The sequence below is a fragment of the Methylosinus sp. is20ea genome, assembly GCF_059718135.1.
Genome location: NZ_AP046088.1, coordinates 2,901,569 through 2,926,428, shown reverse-complemented (window position 1 = coordinate 2,926,428; position 24,860 = coordinate 2,901,569). Strand labels below are relative to the sequence as shown.

Annotated in this window: 25 protein-coding genes; 8 read left to right on the top strand and 17 right to left on the bottom strand. The window is 66.4% G+C overall.

All coding sequences use genetic code 11. From position 1 onward, the window contains the following. Positions 1–17: 17 nt before the first annotated feature. The 4 genes from ggt to hemC form a co-directional block, all read right to left on the bottom strand. Positions 18–1,688, bottom strand: a complete 1,671-nt coding sequence (ggt, locus tag AC6IY7_RS13720; protein ID WP_497779861.1) for a gamma-glutamyltransferase — start codon at positions 1,686–1,688, stop codon at positions 18–20. Positions 1,689–1,728: 40 nt separating this feature from the next. Beyond that, positions 1,729–2,520: a phytochelatin synthase family protein gene (locus tag AC6IY7_RS13715; protein ID WP_497779859.1), complete on the bottom strand. Its 792-nt coding sequence runs from the start codon at positions 2,518–2,520 to the stop codon at positions 1,729–1,731. Between the two features lie 126 nt (positions 2,521–2,646). Further along, positions 2,647–3,357, bottom strand: a complete 711-nt coding sequence (locus AC6IY7_RS13710) for a uroporphyrinogen-III synthase (RefSeq protein WP_497779858.1) — start codon at positions 3,355–3,357, stop codon at positions 2,647–2,649. Continuing rightward, positions 3,354–4,280, bottom strand: coding sequence for a hydroxymethylbilane synthase (gene hemC, locus AC6IY7_RS13705; RefSeq protein ID WP_497779855.1), 927 nt, complete (start codon positions 4,278–4,280; stop codon positions 3,354–3,356). Before hemC ends, AC6IY7_RS13710 begins: the two co-directional genes overlap by 4 nt. A gap of 165 nt (positions 4,281–4,445) precedes the next feature. Here hemC and AC6IY7_RS13700 point away from each other — a divergent pair, with 165 nt between their 5' ends. From AC6IY7_RS13700 to AC6IY7_RS13690, 3 genes are all read left to right on the top strand, one after another. Next, positions 4,446–4,691: a CopG family ribbon-helix-helix protein gene (locus AC6IY7_RS13700; RefSeq protein ID WP_497779854.1), complete on the top strand. Its 246-nt coding sequence runs from the start codon at positions 4,446–4,448 to the stop codon at positions 4,689–4,691. Beyond that, entirely contained in the window at positions 4,688–4,978 is a 291-nt protein-coding gene (locus AC6IY7_RS13695; protein WP_497779852.1) for a type II toxin-antitoxin system RelE/ParE family toxin, read from the top strand. Before AC6IY7_RS13700 ends, AC6IY7_RS13695 begins: the two co-directional genes overlap by 4 nt. Before the next feature lie 358 nt (positions 4,979–5,336). Continuing rightward, entirely contained in the window at positions 5,337–5,672 is a 336-nt protein-coding gene (locus AC6IY7_RS13690; RefSeq protein WP_497779851.1) for a hypothetical protein, read from the top strand. 59 nt (positions 5,673–5,731) lie between these two features. Here the strand turns inward: AC6IY7_RS13690 and AC6IY7_RS13685 are convergent, their stop codons facing one another. Next, complete coding sequence (locus AC6IY7_RS13685) at positions 5,732–6,256, bottom strand: CreA family protein (RefSeq protein WP_497779849.1); 525 nt, start codon at positions 6,254–6,256, stop codon at positions 5,732–5,734. Positions 6,257–6,450: 194 nt separating this feature from the next. On the opposite strand from AC6IY7_RS13685, the gene AC6IY7_RS13680 reads away from it, so the two are divergent. Next, the gene (locus tag AC6IY7_RS13680; RefSeq protein ID WP_497779847.1) at positions 6,451–7,545 is read left to right on the top strand and encodes a DUF2865 domain-containing protein; all 1,095 of its coding nucleotides are present in this window, start codon (positions 6,451–6,453) and stop codon (positions 7,543–7,545) included. Here AC6IY7_RS13680 and AC6IY7_RS13675 read toward each other — a convergent pair. From AC6IY7_RS13675 to tsaD, 4 genes are all read right to left on the bottom strand, one after another. Beyond that, entirely contained in the window at positions 7,526–9,097 is a 1,572-nt protein-coding gene (locus AC6IY7_RS13675; RefSeq protein ID WP_497779844.1) for a hypothetical protein, read from the bottom strand. The two genes, AC6IY7_RS13680 and AC6IY7_RS13675, sit on opposite strands and share 20 nt — an antisense overlap. Positions 9,098–9,159: 62 nt before the next feature. Next, on the bottom strand, positions 9,160–10,152 hold the full coding sequence (locus AC6IY7_RS13670; RefSeq protein WP_497779842.1) for an NAD(P)H-dependent glycerol-3-phosphate dehydrogenase: 993 nt from the start codon (positions 10,150–10,152) through the stop codon (positions 9,160–9,162). Beyond that, complete coding sequence (locus tag AC6IY7_RS13665; protein ID WP_497779841.1) at positions 10,149–10,694, bottom strand: phospholipase D-like domain-containing protein; 546 nt, start codon at positions 10,692–10,694, stop codon at positions 10,149–10,151. The genes AC6IY7_RS13670 and AC6IY7_RS13665 overlap by 4 nt, the downstream gene beginning before the upstream one ends. 33 nt (positions 10,695–10,727) lie before the next feature. Next, positions 10,728–11,804: a tRNA (adenosine(37)-N6)-threonylcarbamoyltransferase complex transferase subunit TsaD gene (gene tsaD, locus AC6IY7_RS13660; RefSeq protein ID WP_497779840.1), complete on the bottom strand. Its 1,077-nt coding sequence runs from the start codon at positions 11,802–11,804 to the stop codon at positions 10,728–10,730. A 176-nt stretch (positions 11,805–11,980) separates the two neighbouring features. On the opposite strand from tsaD, the gene AC6IY7_RS13655 reads away from it, so the two are divergent. After that, positions 11,981–12,607 carry a MarC family protein gene (locus AC6IY7_RS13655; RefSeq protein WP_497779839.1) on the top strand — a complete coding sequence of 209 codons (627 nt, stop codon included), beginning with the start codon at positions 11,981–11,983 and terminating at the stop codon, positions 12,605–12,607. A gap of 40 nt (positions 12,608–12,647) precedes the next feature. Here the strand turns inward: AC6IY7_RS13655 and AC6IY7_RS13650 are convergent, their stop codons facing one another. From AC6IY7_RS13650 to petA, 3 genes are read right to left on the bottom strand one after another with little or no spacing between them, the layout of a single operon-like run. After that, positions 12,648–13,511 (bottom strand): cytochrome c1, encoded by an 864-nt coding sequence (locus AC6IY7_RS13650; protein WP_497779837.1) that lies wholly within the window; start codon positions 13,509–13,511, stop codon positions 12,648–12,650. Positions 13,512–13,533: 22 nt separating this feature from the next. Further along, entirely contained in the window at positions 13,534–14,781 is a 1,248-nt protein-coding gene (locus tag AC6IY7_RS13645; protein WP_497779836.1) for a cytochrome b, read from the bottom strand. Positions 14,782–14,820: 39 nt separating this feature from the next. Beyond that, the gene (petA, locus tag AC6IY7_RS13640) at positions 14,821–15,339 is read right to left on the bottom strand and encodes a ubiquinol-cytochrome c reductase iron-sulfur subunit (RefSeq protein WP_497779834.1); all 519 of its coding nucleotides are present in this window, start codon (positions 15,337–15,339) and stop codon (positions 14,821–14,823) included. 564 nt (positions 15,340–15,903) lie between these two features. Here petA and AC6IY7_RS13635 point away from each other — a divergent pair. After that, the gene (locus AC6IY7_RS13635) at positions 15,904–16,545 is read left to right on the top strand and encodes a LysE family translocator (protein ID WP_497779831.1); all 642 of its coding nucleotides are present in this window, start codon (positions 15,904–15,906) and stop codon (positions 16,543–16,545) included. A 54-nt stretch (positions 16,546–16,599) separates the two neighbouring features. On the opposite strand, the gene AC6IY7_RS13630 is transcribed toward AC6IY7_RS13635, so the two are convergent. From AC6IY7_RS13630 to AC6IY7_RS13620, 3 genes are all read right to left on the bottom strand, one after another. Further along, the gene (locus tag AC6IY7_RS13630) at positions 16,600–17,355 is read right to left on the bottom strand and encodes an outer membrane protein (RefSeq protein ID WP_497779829.1); all 756 of its coding nucleotides are present in this window, start codon (positions 17,353–17,355) and stop codon (positions 16,600–16,602) included. Positions 17,356–17,383: 28 nt separating this feature from the next. After that, positions 17,384–19,897: a TonB-dependent receptor gene (locus tag AC6IY7_RS13625; RefSeq protein WP_497779828.1), complete on the bottom strand. Its 2,514-nt coding sequence runs from the start codon at positions 19,895–19,897 to the stop codon at positions 17,384–17,386. Between the two features lie 338 nt (positions 19,898–20,235). Further along, positions 20,236–21,837: a PepSY domain-containing protein gene (locus tag AC6IY7_RS13620; RefSeq protein WP_497779827.1), complete on the bottom strand. Its 1,602-nt coding sequence runs from the start codon at positions 21,835–21,837 to the stop codon at positions 20,236–20,238. Positions 21,838–22,165: 328 nt separating this feature from the next. Between AC6IY7_RS13620 and AC6IY7_RS13615 the strand changes: the two genes are divergently transcribed. Next, positions 22,166–23,047: a hypothetical protein gene (locus AC6IY7_RS13615; protein ID WP_497779826.1), complete on the top strand. Its 882-nt coding sequence runs from the start codon at positions 22,166–22,168 to the stop codon at positions 23,045–23,047. A gap of 30 nt (positions 23,048–23,077) precedes the next feature. On the opposite strand, the gene AC6IY7_RS13610 is transcribed toward AC6IY7_RS13615, so the two are convergent. After that, on the bottom strand, positions 23,078–23,470 hold the full coding sequence (locus AC6IY7_RS13610; protein WP_497779825.1) for a YidH family protein: 393 nt from the start codon (positions 23,468–23,470) through the stop codon (positions 23,078–23,080). 132 nt (positions 23,471–23,602) lie between these two features. Between AC6IY7_RS13610 and AC6IY7_RS13605 the strand changes: the two genes are divergently transcribed. Next, complete coding sequence (locus AC6IY7_RS13605; RefSeq protein WP_497779824.1) at positions 23,603–23,941, top strand: hypothetical protein; 339 nt, start codon at positions 23,603–23,605, stop codon at positions 23,939–23,941. A gap of 3 nt (positions 23,942–23,944) precedes the next feature. On the opposite strand, the gene epsC is transcribed toward AC6IY7_RS13605, so the two are convergent. Then, complete coding sequence (gene epsC, locus AC6IY7_RS13600) at positions 23,945–24,835, bottom strand: serine O-acetyltransferase EpsC (protein ID WP_497782843.1); 891 nt, start codon at positions 24,833–24,835, stop codon at positions 23,945–23,947. Positions 24,836–24,860: the final 25 nt, after the last annotated feature.

Below are 24,860 nucleotides of genomic sequence, written 5' to 3'. Positions count from 1 at the left end.
CCGTCTCTCGCTCCGGCTCAATAGCCGCGCGCCGCCCCCGCCGCCGAGCGCGGATCATTGACGCCCGTCATCACGCCATCGCTGATCTCGATCGCCTCCGAGGCGCCGAACGGCGCATGATCCTCGATCTCATGCCCCATCGCCTCGAGCCGCCGCCGCGTGTCGGCGGAGAACGCGCCGGGCTCGGCCAGCACGACATCCGGCAGCCATTGGTGATGAATGCGTGGCGCCGCCACCGCCTGCGCCACAGTCATATGATGATCGATGACATTGAGCGCCGTCTGCAGCACCACCGAAATAATGCGCGGCCCATTGGGACTGCCGAGCACGAGGACGGGCTTTGCATCCTTCATCACAATGGTCGGCGACATGGAGGAGAGCGGCCTTTTGCCGGGCGCTATGGCGTTGGCGCTTCCCTGCACTAGGCCGAAGCCATTGGCCGCGCCGGGCGCTGCGGAAAAATCATCCATCTCGTCATTGAGCAGCACGCCGGTTTCCGGCGCGATGATCTGCGCGCCGAAATAGCCGTTGAGCGTATAAGTGACGGAGACTGCGCCGCCCTCGCCGTCGACGATGGAATAATGCGTCGTCTCCAGCCGCTCGCGCGGCGCGGAGCCGGGCGAAAGATCGGCCGAGCGCGTCGCGTGATCGGCGACGATGCTTTTTCGCAGCGCGGCCGCATAGGCCGACGATGTGAGACGCGCGACCGGATTGCTCACGAAATCCGGATCGCCGAGAGAATTATTGCGATCGAAGAAGGCGCGACGCTCCGCCTCGACGAGAAGATGCGAGGACTCGGGCGTATGAAAGCCGAGGCCGGCGAGATCATAGCCGCCGAGAATATTCAATATTTCGCACAGCGCCACGCCGCCCGAGCTCGGCGGCGCGGAGGAGTAGAAATCATAGCCGCGATAGACGCAATGGACCGGCGCGCGCTCCATCACCTCATAGAGCGTGAAATCCTGCGCCGCGATCACGCCCTTCTCGGCCTGCGCGGCGCGCTCGATCGCCTGCGGAATGCGCCCTTCATAAAAGGCGCGCGGCCCCTGCGCCGCAATGTCGCGCAAGAGACGCGCGAGATCGCTCTGAATGAGACGATCGCCCGGCTGCAGCGGCGAGCCATCCGGGCGCGAGAAGATTTTCGCCGCGGCGGGACTGTCCTTCAATCGCGTCGCGGCGCGCAGCAGGCGAATGTCCGCCTCCTCGAGAACAAAGCCGCGCTCGGCGAGCGCAATGGCCGGCGCGAGGATTTTCTCACGCGGCAGGCGGCCGTATTTCGCGAGCGCCGTCTCGAGGCCCATCACCGTTCCTGGAACCGCCACGGCGCGATAGCCGATGCGACTCGCCTCCTTGTCGACCGCGCCCTTTGTGTCGAGAAACATATCGGGCGTGGCGGCGCCCGGCGCGGTCTCGCGAAAATCGAGGAAGCGCTCGCCCTGCCCCGGCAGATGCAGCAGCAGAAATCCGCCGCCACCGAGATTGCCGCAGCAAGGATGCGCGACGGCGAGCGCATAGCCGACAGCGACCGCGGCGTCGACGGCGTTGCCGCCGGCTTTCAATATGTCGAGTCCGATGTCGCTCGCGAGACGATGCTCGCTCACCACCATGCCACGCCGCCCCGTCGCGACCGGCTCGGCCGCGGCGGCGAGAGCGAGAAGGGAGAGAAAAAAGCAGAGAAGCAATCGCATCGAGTGCTCGTGTGAGAGGCAATGCGCAGTGGCCGCCCGCCTATTGGCCACTGCCTATTCCGGTCGGCGGACCGATGAGAACAAAGCCGCGGCTGCGGCTTTCATTGCCGGCGTCGATCGTATTCATCGCATTGAACAGATCCGCGGCGGAGATCCAGACCGGCGGATATTTGTAGCGCGCCACGTCGAGAAGCAGGAAGCGATCCGTCTTGGCGTCATAGGCGGCGAGCGGCGAGATATGTCCGCTGCGCGTCTGCCCGAGCGCGGCGCGCTGATAATTGACGACGACATGGCGTCGCTTGCGCGCGAGATGCTCCACCGCGCTGGCGCGGAATTCATCCAGCGAGCTCTGCGCCGCATGCGTGACCTTCGCCTCGAGGCCGAAGCTCGCGACGAGGCCGCCGAACTCGTCGAGCGTCATGCCTCGCCGCAATATGGTCTCCTGCTTCACCACCGCCTCGGTCTTCTCGCTGAAGACATTGTCCTGCGAGAAGCTCCCCATCCCTTCGCTCCTGACGCCTTCGCTCCTGACGCCTTCGCCCGCACCGGCGGGCGCGGGAATGTCGAGGCCGTTGAGCAGCATCACCAGAGTGGCGACGCCGCAGAAGGAGCCATTCTTCTGGGTGACGAATTCCGAGGAGAGCGGCCAATAGGCCTCGCGCGCCTCGGCCTCGAGGAACCACTCGCGGCCCTGCGCGCTGCGCAGATCGACGAGATTGTCCGAAAGCGGCAGGCGCTCCGCCAGCGCCGGCGAAAGCGCGGCCGCGCAAATGGCCAGAGCCGGAACGAGAAAAGAAAAAAATCGTCGTCGGAGAATCGACGTCGTCGTCATTTCATCCTCGGAGGAGCAGGGCCGATCGACGCGACGCGATGGCGCCAGTGGGACAGGCGTAAGGATGCAGCTTAAAGGCGCCGGCGACGCTATGCAATTTTCGTCCCGCTGGCGTGAGCGCGGCCCTTATCGCAAAACCGCCTCGAGCGCAGCCAGAAGGCTCGCCTGATCCGGCGCGGCGGCGACGCGAATCTCGGCGCAGCCCGCATCGCGCAACACGCGCGCGACCTCTTCCGACAGAGCGAGATGCGCGACGCGCGCGCGCAGCGTCGCGGGCGCTCCGGCGGCGTCGGCCAGCGCGAGGAAGATCGACGCGCTGCGCGCCGAATAATGCAGCACGGCGTCGATCTCGTCGGCGGAGAGCGCGACTGTGGCCGCGGAGCCGAGCGCCGGCGCCGCGCGCGCCTCATAGGTCTCGACGATCGTCGCCGCATCGCCCCGCGCGCGCAGGAAGGATTCGAGATCGTCCTTGCGGTCATGGCCGGCGAGGTAGAGGAATCGCACCGGCGCGGCGAAGCGGGCCTGCAACAGCGCGGTCAGCGCCGCCACATCGGGTGCGCTCGCCTGCGCCTGCGCGCCGCGCGCCGCGAGCGCCTGCGCCGTCTTGGCCCCCACGACGAAGAAGGGCGCGTACAAAGCCGCCAGCTCCTCGCCCGCATATCGGATCGCGCGGGCGCTGGTCGCGAGAACGGCGTCGAAATTTTCCGCCGGAATCGCAGCGCCGGTCGCGGCGATCTCCAGAACCGGCGCGATCAATGGCGCAAAGCCCCTCCGCCGCAATTCTTCCGCCGTGCGCTCGGCGTCCTCTCTCGCCCGCGTGACGAGAACGCGCCTCATGCGAGGCCCGCGACCCCGTTCGGAAGGCGCAGCAATATTTCATTGGCCGCATCGTCGCCGATCAGCGCGGCGTCCATGGCGAGCCCGCGCCGTCGCGCCTCATAGACCTGCGAGCCATCGGCGCGTAGCGCCATGCCGTGGAACGCGATCTCCTCGCCGTCGAGCCGCGCATGAGCGGCGATGGGCGTGCGGCAGGAGCCGTCCAGCACGGTGAGAAAGGCCCGCTCGGCGGCCAGCGCCGCGGCGGTCGCCGGATCGAGGATCGCAGCGAGCGCCTCGCGGACGCGCACGTCGCCGGCGCGCTTGGTCACGGCTATGGCGCCCTGCCCGGCGGCAGGAAGAAAATCCTCGATCGGCAGAATGGCGGTCGCATGGCGCTCGAGGCCGAGCCGCTTCAGCCCGGCGAGCGCCAGCAGCGTGCCGTCCACCTCGCCGCTCTCCACCTTGCGCAGCCGGGTCTCGACATTGCCGCGCAGCAGGACGATCGAGATATCCGGACGCAGCCGCTTGACCTGCGCGCCGCGCCGCAACGAGGCCGTGCCCACCACCGCGCCCTTCGGCAGCGCGTCGAGCGTCGCGCCATTGCGGCCGATCCAGGCGTCGCGCACATCCTCGCGCGGGAGATAGCCGGCGATGGCGATCTCCGGCGGCAGATGCGTCGGCAAATCCTTGGAGGAATGCACGGCGAGATCGATGCGCCCCTCGATGAGGGCGATGTCGAGCTCCTTGGTGAAGAGCCCCTTGCCGCCCGATTCCGAGAGCGGCCGATCCTGGATGATATCGCCCGTCGTGCGGATGACCTCGATCGGCAGCGCGTCCTCGGCGAGGCCGAGCGCCGCGGCCAGCAAGGACCGCAGCTGCCGCGTCTGCGCCAGAGCGAGAGGGCTGCCGCGTGTGCCGATGCGCAGGGGTGTGGTCGTCATAGCCTCGTCCGCCGTGGGAATTGTCGAGGCGGACTATAGGGAAAAGCCGCCGAGCTACAAGCGGGCGGCCCCCGACATCGCCGGCGCGAGCTTCATGTCAGAATGGCATTGACTGAACCTGATTGGTTCCTCGATAATCAATTTGAACCTCGGAGATCAAAGCCCGTGACCGCCTTCACTGTCCGCGTGCCGGACGCCACCGCCGCCAAGCTCGAAAAGCTGGCGCAGAAGCTCGACCGCCCCCGCTCGTTCGTGGTGGCGCAGGCGATCGAGGACTTTGTCGAGCGTGAGGCGTGGCAGCTCGCCGAGATCGAAGCCGGATTGGCCGACGCCGAGCGCGGAGACTTCTCCTCGAAGGCGGAACTTGCTGATGTCATTCAAAAATATGTAAAGCCCGCCCGCCCGGCATGAGCCATCGGACGATCCGCTGGACCAAGCGGGCCGTGCGGCGGCTGGACCAGATTGGCGCGCATATCACAAAGGACAATCCCGCCGCCGCACGCGTCCTTGCGCGGATCGTATCGGCCGTGGATTCTCTCGAGGAACATCCGGCGATCGGTCGCCCGGGCCGCCTCACCGGCACACGTGAGCTGGTGTTGGCCGACATTCCCTATATTATCCCCTATCGCGTCACATCGAACGACATCGAGATTTTGTCCGTCATGCACGCGGCTCAGAGATGGCCAGAGATATTGTGAGCATCGACCCAGAAGAGATGGGCGCGCCATTCACCGGAAACTGCTACTGCCACCTCGCTCATCTTCCTTGCCGTCGTTCCTACGACCTTGCTCGAGGCGATATCACCTAAAGGACCCACAAATTTGCGCAATAGGTGCGTTCTAAAGCTTACAATGCGTCGAGCGTGATTTTGGTCGAGACTTGACTGGTTCCCGTGACCGCCCGTTTTGGGCCAAGAGCCAAAATCCAACCCGCCCCACTTCCGCGAGACCTCGCCCCCAAATCGGCGCGAACTTAACCGCGCCTTAACCGCGATCGTATAAACCGAAAGCCAGCGCGGCGAGGCGAATGAGCGTCCCCGCGCGAGGCGTGCCCCCCATGTTCTCCACCGATTTTCAGCGTCTCGTCCTCCCGCGTCTCGCCATTCCGCTGCTGGGCGGATTGCTGCTCGCGGCGGCCCAGGGCGGCGCCCGCGCCGCCGAAGCGCCGAGAAACGTCTATTTGATTTCCGGCCACGAAGGCTACGGCGTCGTCGAATGCATCACGCAGAAGAAAGATTGCGGGAAGATCGTCGCCGATTCCTGGTGCGAGTCGCATGGTCACGGTCCCGCTGTGGCCTTCGGCCGCGCCGACGACGTGACCTCCGCGATCGGCCCGGCCTCGGCGCGCAGGCCCGTGACGCAGGAAGCCGCCGTCGTCTCTTGCAGCGATTGATCCTGCAGCGATTGATCCTGCAGCGAATGAGCGCAGGCGGGCGCAGGCCCGCCGGCCGGTCATTTTTTCAGGAACTCGCCGCATTGCGCGACATCGCCCGCCCCCCAGGGCTGGATCGGCACGCTCGAGGTAGAGTTTTCCGGCGAGCCCTCGATCAGCCGGTCGGAATAGGCCATATAGACCAGCGCATTGCGCTTGGCGTCGCAGCCGCGCACGATATGCAGGCGCTTCCACAGGGCCGAGCGGCGCTCGCTGAACACTTCGTCGCCCTGAGCGAATTTGTCCTTGAATTTCACCGGCCCATATTGGCGGCAGGCGAGCGACACATCGGAGGTCTGCTCCGCCACGCCGAACATTCCAGCGACGCCGCCCTTCTCATGCACGGTATAATAGCAGGCGACGCCGTCTATGTCGGGGTCGTCGAGCACATAGGTCGCCAATTTATCGTTCGGAGTCAGCAGCTTGAAGTCGGTCGACTTACGGAAAATAAGGTCCGGCCCGTCGGCTCGGGCGGGCGCTACGCCCGCGGCGGCGAAAAGCCCCGTGGCGACGAGAGCGGACAGGACGAATTTGGACGGCTTCATAAGTGCGTTCCTCCACAGCGCCGGGACATTCCCTCGACGAATGTCGTGATGCGCCTTGTTCGCGACAAGAAGCTCGCGACAATCGCGAGCCGATTGATCGGACGGACGATATGCCCGATATGGTCTCGAGCTCGACGGTTTCGGATTCGCCGGCCTCCGGCGCCTCGCCTTTCGAATCGCGTGATATAGGACCAATGTCGGCCAAACATATCACTCCGGAGACAGCTTCGCGGAAGGGGCCGCTGCGTCGCCTCGCCGGCGCGCTCGCCCTCGCCGCCGCCGCGCTGCTCGCCTCGCCGGCGCTGGCGCAATCGGCCTATTGCGACAGTCTGCGCGCGCAGATCGCCGCCGCCAGCAATAATGCGGGCTCGGCCCGCTATCGCGCCGCCGCCGCGACCCAGCAGAGAGAGATCGACCGCACCGTCGCCTATGGGCATTCGATCGGCTGCGATCGGCAGCAATTCCTGTTCTTCGGCAACGCCCCGCCGCCGCAATGCGGCGCGATCAACGGCCGCATCGCGCAGATGCGCTCCAATCTCGGCTCGCTCCAGCAGAGTTCGGGCGACGGCCAGCGGCAGGCGCTGCAGGCGCGCTTCGATCAGCAGTGCCGGCAGCAGCCGACGCGCGTCGTCTCTCGCCAGCGCAATATTTTCGAGGAGCTGTTCGGCTCGCAGGAAGAGGAGCCGACGGCGGGCCGCGAGCTCCCGGCGACGCCGCAAGAACGCGATGTGGACGAAGATGGCGCGCCGGTCGCCCGCGGCGGCTCGTTGGCGGTCTGCGTGCGCGCTTGCGACGGCGGCTTCTTCCCGATCAGCTATTCGGCGCGGCGCGCCAATCTCTCCGATCTCCAGGAGCTCTGCCGGGCGCAATGCCCCAATGTCGAGGTGGCGCTCTACACACGCTCGCCCTCACGCGACATAGAGACCGCGGTGTCGATGGACGGCGAGGCCTATGCAGACCATCCCAATGCGCTGAAATTCACCAAGAGCTACGACCCGACCTGCTCCTGCCGCCCGGCCGGCCGCAGCTGGGCGGAGACGCTCGCCGAGGCCGAGCGGCTGCTGGCCGAGCGCAATAAGGGCGATCTCGTCGTCTCGGCGGAAAAGGCGGAAGAGATGTCGCGGCCCATCGCCGCGCGCGCGGCGCGCGGCGCCGTCTCGCCCAATCTCCCCGGCCCGGAAGCCGCGCAGCCGGAGAAGCGCCCGGTCGAAGTGCATGAGACGACGCGGGAGATCGTCGGCGCCGACGGCGTCAAGAAACGCGTGCGCGTCATCGCGCCGACTTTGTGATCTCCTTTTCCGGACTCGCCTCGCGCTCATAGAGCGTCCAGGCGAAACCCGAGAGGCCCGAGGCCGGGAAATATCCGCGGCGCCGGAAATCCGCGCGGCAATCCTGTGGCCCGGCGGAGCGCCGCTCCGCATGGTCGGCGTTCGAATCCGGCAGATCGACCACCAGCAGAAACGCCGGCGGGGACGCGCACCACTCCGCCGGGGCGATGGGCGTCGCCGCGACGCCGAGCTTGCGCGCATAGTAAGCGACGACGGCCTTCGTCTCGCCGCGCGCGAAATCGACGGCGTAAGGCGCCTCTATCCGCTCCGCCATGATCTTCACCGCATCGGCGTAATGGCCGCGGCCGTCGCGGTAGAAATCGGCGAGTTGCAGTGCGTCGCCGGCCGCAAACCCCGAAAGCAGGACGATCGCCGCCCAGCGCCTCCAGCCTCCCGCGAGATAGAGAGCGGCGCAGCCTTCGGCGGCGAGCAACGCCAGACCGATCGCCGCGGTGGAATGAAAGCGCGGATATTGCTGGCTCGGCAGGGCGGCGGCCACATGCAGCAGCGGCAGGCCGAAGACGGCGATCGCCGGGAAAACCCGGCGTTCGGCCGGCAGAACCGCCAGCAGGCCGAGCGCGAGCAGCCCCACCGCGCCGAGAAGGGCGAAATCATCGACGCCGCGGGGAAAGCCCAAAGTCGCCCGCGCCATTCCGGCGACGCCCTCGGCGAAGATCGCCGGACTCAGCGGAACCATGGCCCCGAGCTGAAAATCCGGCGCCAGCGCGCCATAGACGAAGCACAAGAGCGCCGGAAGGCTGGCGAATCCGGCGACGGCGGCGATGGCGAGGGCCCTGCGGAGGCCGCGCCGACGAGCGCGCGCGACCGCCGTCAGAACGAGCGCGGCCGTCGCCTCGATCATGGTGAGATGCGAGAAGGTCCCGAAGCCGATCGCCGCCGCGAGCGCCAGCAGACGGCGCCGATCGGCTCCCTCGACCAGAATGGCGTCCACGAGCGCATAGGCCAGCAGCACGGCGAGCGTCATGCCGGCGTAGCCGCGCGCCTCGGAGCCGTAATGGACGAAGAAATAGGAGGTCGCGAAGACGAGAGCGGCGAGGAGGCCGGCGGTCTCGCAATAGCGGCGGCCGGCGACCGCGGCGGCGGGAATGGCCAGAACGCCGAGCACGACCGCCGCCAGCCGCATCAGCGGAACCGGAGCGTCCGGCCCGAGCAGCCAGAGCCAGGCGGAATTGGCGACGTGATTATTGTCGTGATGCAGGCCGATGAACACATCGCCGAAAGAATGCGCCCGCTCCAGCAGGTTCAGCGTCCAGATCTCGTCGAGCCAGAGATCGCCTTGCGCGGCATAGAGGCGCAGAGCGGCGCCGAGGAGGATGAGGACGACGAGGGCGGGAAACCGAAGGCTCCCTCCCTCACCCTCCCCCGCCTCACCCTCGGCCGCTGCGCGGGAGAGGGGGGCGGCGACGTTTCGCGAAGCGCCGATGAAGCGCGGAATCTGCTCCCTCTCCCGCGAAGCGGGGGAGGGTCGGGGTCGGGGCGCGAACATCTTCACAACGCAGACTTCAGGCTCGCATTGCATCGGCGAGAAGATCGCACGAAGCCGTCAACGAAAGCTCAAGCCTCGGCCTTCAGCGGCCGCATCAGCAGCGCCTCTATCGCCTGATCGACGCCGATCGCGCCCGATAAAATCGCATCCACCGCTTCGGCGATCGGCATTTCGACGCCGCGCTCCTTGGCCATGGCCACGAGAGCGCAGGCGGTGAAGGCGCCCTCGGCGAGCTTGCCATGGGCGGCCTCGAGCGGCGCCTCGCCGCGCCCCAGAGCCGCGCCCAGCGCAAAATTGCGCGATTGCGCCGAGCCGCAGGTCAGCACCAGATCGCCGAGGCCGGAGAGGCCCATCAAAGTCTCCTGATTGACGCCATAGGCGCGGCCGAGGCGCGTCAGTTCGGCAAAGCCGCGGGCGATCAGCGCCGCCCCGGCGCTGGCGCCCAGCGCCCTGCCCGCCGCCATGCCGCTGGCGATGGCGAGCACATTCTTCGCCGCGCCGCCGATCTCGACGCCGAGCACATCGGTGGAGCGATAGAGGCGGAAGGCGCGCGTCGACAATGTCTCGCAAAGGCGCTTGGCCAGCGCCTCGTCGCGGGCGGCGAGCGTCACCGCCGTGGGAAGACCGCGGCAGACGTCGGCGGCGAAGCTCGGGCCGGAGAGAATGGCGATCTTCGCCTGCGGCAATTCCTCGGCCGCCACCTCGCTCATGAAGCGGCGCGTGCTGCGCTCTATGCCCTTGGAGCAGATGACGAAAGCCGTTCCCGGCGCGAGAATGGCGCGGAAGCGCCGCGCCACTTCGCGCATCGCCTGCGCCGGGACGACGGCGAGCACGACGCCGGCGCCGGCGACCGCCTCCGGCTCGGCGCAGGGCGCGACGCCCGCGGCCAGCGGCAGGCCGGGGAGATAGGCGCAGTTCTCGCGATCGCGCGCCAGAGCGGCGATATGGGCAGGATCGTGCCCCCAGAGCGCGACGCCCGAGCGGCCGGTCGCGGCCACATTGGCGAGCGCCGTGCCCCAGGCGCCGGCGCCGAGCACGGCGATCTTCTCCTCGCTGCTCATCTCATCCCGATCTTCTGATTGTCCGAGCGCGCCCACAGCCGCTCGAAGGTCTCCTCGAATTGCGCGACCGCGGCCGGGCTTTCGATCAATATGAGGTCATTGTCCTGGAATTCCGCGCCCGAGACGGAAAAATTGGCCGAGCCGCTGCGCAGCGCCCGCCCGTCCACCTGATAGGATTTCAGATGCATGAGGTCGCGCGAGCGGCCCTTGCGTTTGATCTCCATATTGCGCGCCGCGGCGACGGCCTCGATCGCGGGACTGAGGCCGCCGCGCTCCTCCCCATCGAGATAGATGCGCACGCGCACGCCGCGCATAGCGGCGGCGCCCAGCGCCGAGATCACCGCGCGGTCGGTCAGCACATAGGCGGCCATGTCGATGGATTTTCGCGCGCCGCCGATGAGCCGCAGATCGAGGTCCTCGAAGCCGGCGCGCGGCCCGTAGAAGACGCGCACGCCGACCGCCAGCGGCTCCTGCGACAGCAGGCCGCCGGGCGGAGGCGGAACCGAGAAGGTCGCCGCCGCGGCCAGCAACAGCCGCTTCATCTCAACCGCCCCGCCGGCCGCCGCATCGCAAGCTCACGCCTTGCCGTGGTGGAGCGGTCCGGCATTGGCGTCGAGCGGCCAGCGCGGGCGCGCGGCGAAGGTGAGATCATCCGTCATGCCGCGCGCGAAACGCTCGAGCCCGGCCCAGGCGACGATCGCGCCATTGTCCGAGCAAAGGTTCGGCGGCGGCGAGACGAAGCGCAGGCCGGTCTCGGCGCAGAGGCGGGTGAGCGCGCGGCGGATCGCGCCATTGGCGCCGACGCCGCCGCCGATGACGAGACCATTGGGTCGGCCGCCATTCTGCGTGAAGATGCGCAGGCCCGAGCGCACGCGATCGACGAGCACGTCGACAATGGCCGCCTGGAAGGAGGCGGCGAGATCGGCGACGTCGCGCTCCGTCGGCGGTCCCGGGCGCGCGATCTCCAGCCGCGCGATCTCCTGGCGCACCGCGGTCTTGAGGCCGGAGAGCGAGAAATCCGCGCCCTCGCGGCCGAACATGGGCCGCGGGAAGTCGAAGCGCCCGGCCTCGCCCTCCTCCGCGAGCCGCTCTATGTGCGGGCCGCCGGGATAGGGCAGGCCCAGCATTTTCGCGACCTTGTCGAAGGCTTCGCCGGCCGCGTCATCCACTGTGGAGCCGAGCCGCTTATAGTCGCCGACGCCCAGCACGGCGACGAGCTGCGTATGGCCGCCCGAGATCAGCAGAGCGAGATAGGGAAAGTCGAGCCGCTCGGTGAGGCGGCCGGTCAGCGCATGGGCCTCGAGGTGATTGACGGCGATGAAGGGCTTGTCCGCGGCGAGCGCCAGCGCCTTGGCCGCCGTGAGCCCGACGAGTATGCCGCCGATGAGCCCCGGCCCGGCCGAGGCCGCGATGGCGTCGACGCCGGAGAGATCGGTCCCCGCCGTGTCGAGGGCGCGCACGATCAGCCGCTCGAGCACGTCGATATGGGCGCGCGCCGCGATCTCCGGCACCACGCCGCCATAGGCCGCATGCTGGGCGATCTGGCTCATCACCTCATTGGAGAGAATGTCGCCGCCATCGCCGCCGATGCGCGAGGCCACGACGGCGACCGCCGTCTCGTCACAGGTGGTTTCAATGCCGAGAACGCGCATGGACCGGTCCTTGAGCGCAGGCGCGGGCGAATCGCCGCGCCGACGGAAGCGGAAACTGGCGCCAACCTATAGGCGCGCGGGCAGGCAAAGCAAAGCGGCGCACTCGGCCCCGGCGATGCTGGCGCTCTATGCGCCGCGCGCTATCTTGCCGGATGCGTTCCCCACCGGAGGCCGGGATGGATCTCGACTATCTCGTCTCGGCCTTTGTGACGCTGCTCGTCGTGGTCGAGCCGCTCGGCCTCGCGCCGGTCTTCGTCGCGGCGACCTCGGGAGTGGAGGCGCGCACCAAACGGATCATCGCCTTTCGCGCCAGCGTCTATGCGCTCGCCATTCTCGCCGGCTCCGCGCTCGTCGGCCAAAGGCTGCTCGGCGCCATGGGCATTTCCATTCCGGCCTTCCGCATCGCCGGCGGGTTTCTCTTATTCTCCATCGCCTCGGAAATGGTGTTCGGCGTGCGCATACAGCGCGACTCCAAAGCGGCGGAAAAGGCCCTCGCCGAGCATGTGCACAATATCGCCGCCTATCCGCTGGCCATTCCGCTGATGGCCGGCCCCGGCGCGATCACGGCGACCGTGCTGCTGGCCAGCGACGCGCATGGCAGCGTGACGCTCATCGCGACGCTGATCGCGGTCATCGCCGCGATCATGACGATTTGTCTGGTCTTCTGTCTGATCGCGGGCGAGGTGGCGCAATTTTTCGGCACGGCGGCCAATGTCGTGCTGACGCGGCTGCTCGGCGTGCTGCTCGCCGCTCTCGCGGTGCAATTCGTCGCGGATGGCGTGCGGGCGTTTCTGCAGGGGTGAGCGGCGACGCGATCTCACCGGATCGCGTCGCCTTGTCGCGTCAATGCTGGATGTTCGACCAGATCTTGCGCTTGGTGAAATAGACCAGGAAGGACAAGACGATCAGGAAGCCGACCACCTTCAGGCCGATCGACTTGCGCTCCTCGAGATGGGGCTCGGCGGCCCACATCAGAAAGGCGCTCACATCCTTGGAATATTGGTCGACCGTCTGCGGCGTTCCGTCGTCATAGGTCACGGCGCCGTCCGAGAGCGGCGGCGGCATGCCGGTGCGGCGGCCGGGCATGTAGAGGTTGTAATATTGGCCGGGCGCCAGCTCGACGCCGTGCGGCGCCTCCGCGTAACCATTGAGCAGGGCGACGATATAGTCGACGCCATGCTCCTGATAGGAGAAGCCCGGCAGCGCATCCGCCAGGAAGAGAGGGAAGCCGCGCGAATAGCCGCGCGCCTTGGCGAGAACCGACATGTCCGGCGGATAGGCGCCGTTGAGCGCCGCCCGCGCCGCCTGCTCATTGGGGAAGGGCGGCGGGACGCGGTCGCTGAGCCGGCCGGGGCGCTCGTAATAATCGCCGGCGTCATTGGGGCCGTCCTTGATCTTATAGCTCTCGGCCAGCGCCTTGGCCTCCGCCTCGGAGATCTCCGGCCCGCCCTTCTCGGCGAAATTGCGGAAGGCGAGGCGCGAGATCGAGTGGCAGCTCGAGCAGACCTCCCTATAGACCTTGTAGCCGCGGCGAAGCTGCGCATTGTCGAAATGGCCGAAGGCGCCGGCGAAGCTCCATTCCTGCCGCGGCGGCTTGGGCTGCGAATGCGCGCCGCCCTCCTCCGCGAGCGCCGGAGCCGCCCCCGCGGCGCCGGCGAGCGCCGCCGCCACAATGATCGATTTCCAAGAGTCGACGACCGATTTCATGATCGGTGCTCTCTGACGCGCGTCACGCATGGGGCTTCTCCTCGGTGGCGGCCTGGCCGAGGGAGGCGGCGATCGACCGCGGCTCGGGCAAGGTCTTCTCATATTTGCCGAGCAGCGGCAGCACGACGAGGAAGTGCAGGAAGTAATAGGCCATCAATATGCGGGCGGCGAGGAGATAGACGCCCTCCGCCGGCTGCGCGCCGAGATAGCCGAGGCCGACCGACACGAAGACGAAGACCCAGTAGAATTTCTTGAAGGCCGGGCGATAGACGCCCGAGCGCACCTTGGAAGTGTCGAGCCAGGGCAGCGCCGCGACGATGAGGATCGAGGCGAACAGCGCGATGACGCCGACGAGCTTATTGGGGATGGCGCGCAGGATCGCGTAGAAGGGCAGGAAATACCATTCCGGCACGATATGCGGCGGCGTCACCAGCGGATTGGCCTCGATGTAATTGTCGGGATGGCCCGTGTAATTGGGCACGAAGAAGGTGAGCCAGGCGAAGAGCGCGACGAAGATGACGAGACCGACGGCGTCCTTCAGCGTCGCATAGGGCGTGAAGGGCACGGTCTCCTTCTTTATGTCCTTCACCTCGACGCCGGTCGGATTGTTCTGCCCCGTCACATGCAGCGCCCAGACATGCAGGCCGACGACGGCCACGATGACGAAGGGCAGCAGATAATGCAGCGCGAAGAAGCGGTTGAGCGTGGCGTTGTCGACCGAATAGCCGCCGAGCAGCCAGGTGGTGATGGAATTGCCCACATAGGGAATGGCGGTGAAGAGATTGGTGATCACCGTCGCCGCCCAGAAGGACATCTGCCCCCAGGGCAGCACATAGCCCAAGAAACCGGTCGCCATCATCAGCATGAAAATGATGACGCCGAGAATCCACAGCACCTCGCGCGGCTCCTTATAGGAGCCGTAATACATGCCGCGGAAGATGTGGATATAGACGGCGAGGAAGAACATGGAGGCGCCATTGGCGTGCGCATAGCGCAGCGCCCAGCCCCAATTCACATCGCGCATGATGTGCTCGATCGAATCGAAGGCGAGCGTCGTCTCCGGCGTGTAATGCATCGCCAGAACGATGCCGGTCACGATCTGCGCAACCAGCATGAAGGAGAGGATCGCGCCGAAGGTCCAGAGATAGTTGAGATTCTTCGGGACGGGATAGGCCACGAAAGATTCGTGGATGAAGCCGAGGATCGGCAGGCGCCGCTCGAGCCAGCGCGCAAAGCCGCTCTTCGGCGTATAGGTCGAATGTCCGGTCATGGATGGTCGTCTCGGAGGTTGGACGGCGGCGGGGCGCGATCAGCCGATCTTGATCTTGGTGTCGCTCAGAAAGGCGTAATCGGGCACTTCGAGATTGCTCGGAGCGGGGCCGCTGCGAATGCGGCCGGACGTGTCGTAGGTGGAGCCATGGCAAGGGCAGAACCAGCCGTGGAACTCCCCCTCATGGCCGGTGGGAATGCAGCCGAGATGCGTGCAGACGCCGACGACGACGAGCCACTCCGGCTTCTTCACCCGCGCCGAATCGGCCTGCGGATCGGGAAGCTCGACGAGCGGGACATTCTGCGCGGCCTCGATCTCCTGTTTGGTTCGGTGCCGCACGAAGACCGGCTTGCCGCGCCATTTGACAGTGACGATCTGCCCCTCGGGGATGGCCGCGATGTCGAGCTCGGTCGAGGCCAGCGCCAGCGTCGAAGCGTCGGGATTCATTTGCGCGATCAACGGCCATACGGCGGCGCCTGCGGCGACGCCCGCCGCCGCCCCGGTGGCGAGGAACAAGATATCCCGGCGGCTCGGCTCCGCCTTTGTCGCATTGCTCACTTTCTGGAACCTCTCTCGCGAGTTCGACCCTGACCCCTGCCTCGGCTCGGCAACGCGAATAGAAACAAATCCATCCGCAAAGGGCGCGCTTGTTTTGAGCAGTTTGGCGTGAGACCGCAAGCGGCCTTCGCGTCGCTGCGACAAATTGCGCGCTTGCCGCCGCCTCGAGGATCAGTGACCCAGCACGCCGCTCTTGTCCACAAACGGCCCTTGGGAAAATTTGTCAACCGCCGGAGCCCTTGGAACAGGGCTCCGAATTCGGGTTGACGAGCAGACGTGTTCCAGCGTCATGGCCGCGCTTGTCGCTTGTCGCGGCCATCCACGCCGCGACGACACGGAAAGCCGAGAACATGAGCGGAACAACGCCGCTTCTTCTCCAGCGTGTTCTCCCCGCGTGTCGCAATGTCCTGGCGTGGACGCTGGCGACAAGCGTCGGCATGACGCGGCTGTGCAGGGTTTGTTCACCTGGATTCGCAGCCCTGGCCCTCGGGAAAGCCTGCCGACGCCTTGACGCGAGCGGCGGGAGCGTGGCTCATTCGGGACGTCGGGGAGGAGCGCGTCGAGGTGAGCGGGCGTTATCTGGTGTTCGTGGCGACGGTCGTCAGCCTGATCGCCGTTCCGGGTCCGGACATGCTCTATGTGCTCGGCCGCTCGCTGGCGTCGGGCGGACGCGCCGGCTGCTTCTCGGCGCTCGGCATAGCGTCCGGCTATGCGCTGCTCACTCTGCTGGTGGCGGCGGGGTTTCAGCTCGTCTTCGAGGCGTTTCCGGCGCTGTTCCTCGCCCTCAAATATAGTGGCGTCGCCTATCTGTCCTGGCTCGCCCTGCGCCTCATCCGCTCGGACGGCGGCCTGGATGCGCTGACCCGGCGCCCTGGACGCACCGATTGGGCCGCCTTCTCGGCCGGCGTCGCGACGAGCCTGCTCAATCCCAAAGGGCTGCTGTTCTATTTCGCCATTCTGCCGCAGTTCTTCGCCGCCGCCGATGGGCCGTTCTGGCGGCATGCGCTGATCTATGGCTGGACGACGAGCTTTCTGTGCCTGACGCTCTACTCCGCGCTCGGCTGCGCGGCGAGCTATGGCGCGCAGCGATGGACGCCGGAGCCGGCGGCGAGCCGGAACCTGTCGCGCGTCGCCGGCGCCTTGCTGCTCTTGTCGGTGCTGGCCATGCTCGGCGCCGAATGGAGCGGCGTCGCGGCGGCCGGCTGACCGTCCGCGGCGCCGAAGAACGCCGCGGACGCTCCGAGATTTTACTTGGAGGCTTTACTTGGTCACGAGCGGCGCGGCCGCCGGAGTGGCGGGCGTCGCGAAATGATAGTTGATGCCGCCGCGAACGATATGGCCGGCGCTCTTCACATTGATCGGCACGGCGCCGAAATTGGTGGAATAGCTCACGCCCGAATCGACGAGCTCCGTATAGAGATACTCGCCCTTCACAGAGATCTTGTCGGACCAGGCGTATTCGACGCCGCCGCCCGCCGTCCAGCCGGCGCGCACGGTCGAGCCCGTGGAGAGCTGGCCGATCGTCGGCGGCAGGATCGCCGTGAAGGCGCCGGGCGCGAAATCGGACCCATAGGCGAAGCCCGCCGTTCCATAGAGGATCCACTTCGGCGTGAAGGCATAGCCGAGACGCCCGCGGAAAGTGCCGAAGACGCCGGTGTCGGTCGAGCTCGGCGTGTTCCAGGCGACGGTCTCGGCGTTGATCGCGCCGCGATAGCCGAAATCGGCCTCGAGGCCGAGCACGATGGTCGGCGACCATTGCCAATTATAGCCGAGCGTGCCGCCGCCGACGAAACCCGAGCCGCGCAACGGCGTGTCACGAAAATAGGTGAAGGTCCCCTCGCCCAGCAGCGCGCCGGCATAGGCGCCGATATAAAAGCCCTGCCAGCTGAACGCCGGCGCCAGCGGCGGCGCAGGCGCGGCCTTGGTCGACGGCAGATCCGCCGCCGCCGCTCCACCCGCCGCGATCGCCGCCGCGAGAGCGGCGATCGTGCGGAAGCTTCTCGTCCAATTCGACATGATACAAACTCCTCATGCTTTCTGCTCGTCAGTAGAGCTTCACTTTCAAAGTCGCCCCATAAGCGCGGAAGGCGTTGTCGCCGAAGGTCACCGTCTGGGGAGCCGAGCCGGTCGTCGTGGCCGTGCCGATCGTCTGCGCGACGACATATCTGTCGTTGAAGAGATTCTTCGCCCAGAAATGCAGGCTGTAGCGATCGTCGTCGGTCCGCAGGCCGATGCCGAAATTGACGATGGAGTAGGACGGCTGGAACACCGAATAGAGCGAGCCCGGCTGCGAGAGCTGCGTCTTGTATTTCCAGGCGAGGTTTCCATAGACGAATGCGGTGACGGGGACATCGGCGACGCCGCCCAGCCCTTCGAAAATCCGGCCGAGCGGATGTTCGTAATTCGCGCCGATGTTGAAGGAATAAGGTGCGACCGGGCTGTTGCCGGCGACGCCGCCGGTGATGCGCTGCCCCGAAAGATCGACGGAGAGCGGCGCGGCGACGCCATTGACATTGAGCGAGGCCGGCCATGTCCAATCCGGCGGCGGCGCGGCGTTCTTGTAATTGACATAGCGCGCATCGGTGAGAGCGCCCGAGAAGGTGATCCACAAGCGCTCGACCGGATTCCATCGGCCGTCGAGCTCGAAGCCGCGCAGGCGCACATGGCCGATATTGCCGAGATAGGTCTTCCGCAGCGGCACGCCGGTCACATCGACGATGGCTGTGTTCACCAGGATCGACTGGAAGTCATAGATGTCGTTCCAATAGAGATTGCCGTTGAGGATGAGCTTATTGTCGAGCCAATTGGTCTTGACGCCGAGCTCATAGTCCCATGACACCTCCGGCTTGGTGACGACCGGCTGCCACTCCTTGAAATTGCCCTTGCTGTCGAAAACCGGCAGCGCCGCCGTATTGATGGCGCCCGACTTCTCGCCGCGCGCCGCCGATCCGTAGAACAGGATGTTGTCGCTGTATTTATAGGACGGATTGATGAGGCCGGAGAGCGAATTGCGCGTCGCCTTGCGTCCGCCGGTGTCGAAAAAGGTCGTGCCATAGGCGGTCTGCATGGCGGCGACTTGCGCCGAAGTATAGACGCCGCTCGACCAGCCGAAGTCCGAGCCTTCCCTGATCTCGAACGTATCGCGCAGGCCCGCGGTCAGCGACCATTGCTCGTCGATATGCCAAGTCGCCTGGCCGAATTCCGCGAGGCTGAAGGTGCGCGCCTTGCCATCCGTGTGCTCCGCCGTTCCGTTGAGCAGAGCCGGGTCGGCGTTGAAATTGTTCAGCAGCCATTGCGACGCCTGATAGCCATAATCGGTGTGCTGATAGGACGACACCGCCTCATGGAGCGAATAGACGCCGACTTGCCATTCGAGCGTCTGATCCTTGGGCGAAGCGAGACGCACCTCCTGCGAATATTGGTCGACCTTCACATCGAAGGCGTTGCCGCTGATCTGGGTATAGTTGTTGCCGAGCGAATTGCGCGGATGCAGGAGGAATTCGCGCCATGCGGAAATCGCTGTGAACGTGTTCTCCCCGAGCTGGACATTGATCTCGTTGGAGACGCCCGTCGTGCGCTGGTCAAGATTGCCCTGGCGCGACATGACAGGCGTATAAGGACTGTTGACGAGATAGGGAATGTGCAGACGCGACGCGAGATTTTGCGCATAGGTCGTGTTGATCGCGCCATTGGCCCAGACCGGGAATGTATTGCCGATAACGCCCGAATAATTGTTGTATTCGTCCGAGCGCAGGCGGTCGAAGATCAGACGATCGGTGAAATTATCGCCGACATAATAGAGCTGGCCGCGCACGCCCCAGCGATTATTGTTGAGGAGATCGGCGCCGGTGAGCGCATCATTGATCGCGCCATCGCCCTTGTCCAGGAAGAAGGTGACGCGATAGGCGAGCTTGTCGTCGATGATCGGCCCGCTGATATTCGTCTTCTCGATGATGCGGCTGCGATTGGCGAAGGAGGTCTCGAAGCTCGCCTCCGGCGTGAAGGACGGCAGCTGCGTATGGATGACGACGGCGCCGACCGTCGTATTCTTGCCGAGCAGCGTGCCCTGCGGGCCGCGCGCCACCTCTAGGCTCTGCAGATCGACGAAGTCGGCCCATTGGAAACCGACATGCGTGTAGAACACATTGTCGACGATGAGGCCGACCGCCGATTCCGAGCCGTCGGCGCCGCCGGAAATGCCCGAAATGCCGCGGATCGCCATAGCGGATGTGCGTGGATTGGTGACATAGGGAACGAAATTCGGCACTTTCTGCGCGAAATCGCCCAGACGCTCGATATGCTCGCGCTCGGCGGTCTTCCTGCCGACGACGCTGACCGGCAGCGGCACGTCCTGGGCTTTTTCCTCGCGCAGTCGCGCCGTCACAGTGACGTCGTCGACATCGGCGCTCACTGGGGCGGCGCCGGCCTGGGCGACCGCCGTATTGGGGACGGCGGCCGGCGCGGGCGCCGATTGCGCCGCAGCCGAGTCGACCGAAACCGCTCCGAAGGCCAGAACGCCAGCCGCCGCCAATGAGGCGAAACCGACACTGCGCAACAAATTCGCACGCGACTCTCTCTTTGCTCCACTCGCTCTCGACATCACCACTGTTTCCCCATGTCCCGTCGCACGCGGCTCTTTCGAGCCACGGCGACGGTCTACGCAGCGCTCCCCCATGGCGCGCTTACGTATAATATCTATAGACTACGTAGATTTCGTAGGGGACGTCAACAGCTTCGCTCGACCTCGCCGCCCAGCGGCGGCCTTTCGCCCATCGCCTGTGGCGCCGGCGCAACAGCGGGGAAGGAGCACAAAACAAGAGAGCCCCGCCTCCTCACGGAGGCGGGGCTCTTATCTTCTAAACCTATGATATAAATCGAAAGATCAGCGCAGCGCGGTCAGGCGGTCTGGGCGGCGCGGCGCGCGCGCTTTTCGCCGCTCGCCGGCGCCGGAACAGGAAGCGAGCGCCGCAGCCGCCGCCACGCCAGCACCACGGCGCTGGCGCTGAGCGCGACGCCGAAGGAGATCCAGACGCCCATCCAGCCCCACCAGAGCCAATGATTGCGGAACCAGCCGAAATCCCAATGATGCACGGCCGAATAGAGCCAGCGATAGGCGCGCCGGCTCGTGTCCAATTTCGCGAGCAGGCGACCGTCGGCCGGATCGATGTAGAGCGAGGTGCGCTCGGCGTCGGCGAAATCGACGCGCAGCACCGGCAGCGGCTTGTCGAGCGCCGTCTGCCGATGATTGGCGAAATAATAGGAATCGTAATCGGCGAGCGTCTCCGTGGAGGCGATGGCGACGCCCTCCTTCAGCCGACGCGCCGCGGCGAGGAGAGATTCGTCGCCGAGCCCTGCGACGGCGCCCGGCGCCGCCAAAGCGCGGCGCGCGCCGTCGCGCGATTGCGCGATGAGCAGCGCCTCCTCGCCGAGACGGCTCCAGACGAGCTCCACGACATCGGCGGAGAGGCCGAGCGCGGCCGAGGGCCGCCAATCGACGACCGCCAGCGGAAGCGCGAGGCCGCGATAGCGTGCGAGCTCTTCGCGGCTCGCCGTCGCCTGCGAGAAAATCTGCCCCGGATTGGTGGAGAGAAATCCGCTCGCCGCCCAGCCGAAGGCGAAAGTCCCGCCGATCAGCCCGGCCCAGAAATGATATTTCAGCCAGCTCTCGCGATAGGGCTGCGTGCGTCCGCGCGCATAGGTCGGACGGCCGAAAAATCCCGGTTTCCACTTGATCCAGCCGATGACGACGCCGGAGAAGGCGCCGACGGCCGCGAAAAATCCAGCATAGGTCAGCGCGTCGCGCCGATAATCGCCGGCGCCGAGCGGATCGAGCCAGCGGAAGAGATGCAGCCAATTGCCGGCATAGACGAAAGCGCGCTCGACTCGCGTCGCCGCTTGCGCGACCTCGCCGGTGCGCGCCGAGACGAGGATCTGCGTGCCCGCCGCATCGCCGGTCGCAAAGCGATGGAAGGGCTTCAGCGTCTCCGCGTTGCGCAGGCCGACGGCCGTGTCCACCGTGTCGAGATAGAGCAGCGAAGGCGCCCCGAGCCAGTCGCGCGCGATTCGCTCCGCCGCCTGCTGGTCGAACTCGATCAGCGCGCCATTGGTCGCCGAAAGAGCGAAGCGCCGGCCCGCATCGTCTTCGACGAGCCAGATCGGCTCGTCGCCAACGCGCAGCAGACGCGCGTCGGCCACGCCGCGCTCGCCCTTTGCGCCGCCGGAATGCTCGTGACGCGCATGTCCCATGCCGCCGCCCTCGCCGCCGTCGCCGCCCGCTTTCACGGCCTGAGCGCGGGCGGAAGCGCTCGCGCTCAGCGCCTCGCCGAGCGAGAGCCAGCCGTCTTGCGGCGCGAGCGTCTGCGCATGGGCGAGCCGCTGCGCGCGATCGATGGTCGGCGAGCCGATGAAGGCGATGGAAAGTCCGGTCGAGAACCAGGCGAGCATGAACAGCGCCAGGACCACGCCCACCCATCGATGAAGGAAAAGCAAGATCGACATTCGTGACGCTCCGCCTTGCGCCGAATGGCCGCCGGCGGCAGTTCCGCCCGCGACGAAATCGGAAAAAACGCGACGAAATTTAATTCATAAATCTGATTAGGTAAATAGGAATATATCCGCTTTTCCGTGTCATTGCAGCGCCCTGCGCGCGGCGCCGGCGAGACCGCGCGCGGCGGCGGCCGCGACCCCATGCGTGGCGGCCACAAGGGGAATCTCCACAATCGCCGAGCCGTCGTCTTCGGCGCTAGCGTTTCTGTCGCGCCTGAGACGATAGCGACATGTCACGAGATCGCGATCCGTCGGCCGAGGCGCTCTGCGGAGGAGCGGCGTGGGCACATATATCGCGCATACTCGACGCAAATCGAAATCGACCAAGCCGGAGACGTCGACGATCGACGCCGCGGCGATCGCGGCGCGCGAGCAGGCGCTCGCCGCGCTGCGCGAGCAGCAACGTATCGAGGCCGAGCGCGCCCGCGCGGAGAAGGCCGCGCGCGCTCTGAGACGCGCGGTGAGCAAGCGCATGACCCCGACGGACCCCGACACGTCGGGACGTCGCCGCACGGCGGCGCGGGCGGCCGGCATCATGCTGATCTCGGCGACGGGAGGTCTGCGCACGCAGAGCGTCTCGCTGTTTCGCGGATCGGGACGCGCCGGCTCCGATCTCTGGCTCGCCGATGTGCAATTCGAGCAGGAGAAAGGCGTCGCGCATTTCATCAATGATCTCGCCACGCCCGCCGACAAGGACGCGCTGCATGCGATGCGCGCGCTCGCGCCGCGCATCGCCGAGCATATTTTCATCGGGACGCCGCCGCAGGACGGCGTCGACGACCGCAACATGAGCACCGCCTTTCGACTGGCGCAGTCCTTCATGCACAAGACCCACTACACGGCTTCGCTCGCCGAAGAAGAGACGCAGAAGCTCAGCCTCGCGATCTTCGAGGAGTTGCAATCGGTCGCCGCCATGCGCCTGCGGCATTTGCACAAGGAGCTCGAGCGGATCGTCGAGGTTCTGATGCACAAGACGAAACTGTCGCGCTCGGAATGCAACGGCCTGCTCACGTCGATCTATGACGGTTTCGAGGAGTTTCGCCGCGCCGAGCAGGAGGGCCGTCCATGGCGCGCGCCGCAACGCCTCGACGCGCCCGCCGAGCCGCCGCCGGTCGTCCATGTCGAGGACGATTTTCCCGCGACGGGCACGCATGGTCGCTGAGTTGGCCGCCGAGATGGCCGCTGAGCGGCGTCAGCCGATCGCGAGATAGACGACGAATCCCGAGCCGAGCAGCAGGAGCGCGGCGAGAACGACGAGTTCGCCGATTCCAACGTCGGACCCATGCTGCGCCTCGTCGTCGATGAGACGACGCGTGTGGATGAAACGCACGGTTGCGACGACGATGAGCGCAACGCCTCCGAGCACCAATACGCCGCCGCCGCCGCTCGCCAGAGGTCCCGACAATTTGTCGAGACGCTGCAAGATCGCCCCGCGCTCCATGGCGGGAAGCGTGGCGCTGATGGTGTGAACGAAAAGATCGAATTTTTCGATCACGAAGCCCAGCGCCATGATCGCGACGCCGGTGCGCACCCAGGCGAGAAACGTCCGCTCATTGGCGGCGTGGCTGACATAGTCGCGAATCATGGCGTCTCCTCTCGCGGACCGGGGCAGCCGACTCGCAGAGTCGCGACGCGGCGAGTCGACGCATATTGATCCCCTTCGGCCGCGCGATAAATAACCCCGGGCCAGTCCGTAGACATCTCCGGAGCGCACGACATGAAATATCCGATGAGGAGGAGCCTCACGGCCGCCATGATGATCGCCGCGAGCGCCGCCGCCGCCCAGGATTGTCGATCGACGAGCGATTCGGGCGCTACGCGATGCGTCGCGGGCGTGCTCTACCGATGCACATGCATGCGCGGAATCGGCGCGACGACCTGCACTTGGGACAATGCCGCCGCACTCTGCTCGGCGATCTCCGATCGCGTCGCGCCCGCTGGCGACACAGCAGCGGGCGACGTGACGGCGAAAGACATGGCGACGAAAGACATGACGGCGGGCGACATGGCGGCAAAAGACGATTTTCCGACGCGCGGCTTCGCGCCTGCGCCGTGACGTTCAGATGCCGGCGCCGAAGGTGAAGGATTCGCTCAGCGGCTTCGCCTGGGTGACGTTGCTGCCCGCCGGCACGCCATGCGTGAGCCAGACATTTCCGCCGATGACCGAGCCGCGGCCGATGGTGATTCGGCCGAGCACCGTGGCGCCGGCGTAGATCACCACATCGTCCTCGATGATCGGATGACGCGCGCCGCCCTTCACCAGCGCGCCGGTCTCGTCGACCTCGAATCGCTTCGCGCCGAGCGTGACCGCCTGATAGAGGCGCACATTTTTTCCGATGATCGCCGTCTCGCCGATGACGACGCCGGTGCCGTGATCGATGAAAAAGCCTTCGCCGATCTCGGCGCCGGGATGAATGTCGATTCCCGTCGCCGAATGGGCGATCTCGGAGACGAGCCGCGCCAGCATGGGCGCGCCGAGCAGATAGAGACGATGCGCCAGCCTGTGGCGGATGATCGCCGAAAGGCCCGGATAGGAGAACACCACTTCGTCGAGGCTCTTGGCCGCCGGGTCGCCCTCATAGGCGGCGCGAATGTCGGTGTCGAGCAGCGCGCGTATCTCCGGCAGGGCGTCGGCGAAAGCGTCGACGATCTCATGCGCGCGCGGACGATAGTCGGTCTTGCCGTCGTCGGCGCCATTGGCGAGCAATTGCAGCTCGCGGCGCACCTGCTCGCGCAGCGCGCGCAGGCTCTTGTCCAGCGTGTAGAGCACGAAGCCGTCGGCGCTGTCCGTCGTCAGCTCCGGCGGACCGAAATGGCGCGGATAGAGGCTCGCCGCGAGATCCTCGATGATCTCGATCGTCGCCTCGCGCGAGGGCAGCTCGGGCAGACGCCCGTCGCGATAACGCCGTTTCTGCGCGGCGCGGCGCAATTCGCCGAGCTCGGCGACAATGCGGCCGAGCCGCGGAAAACCGCCG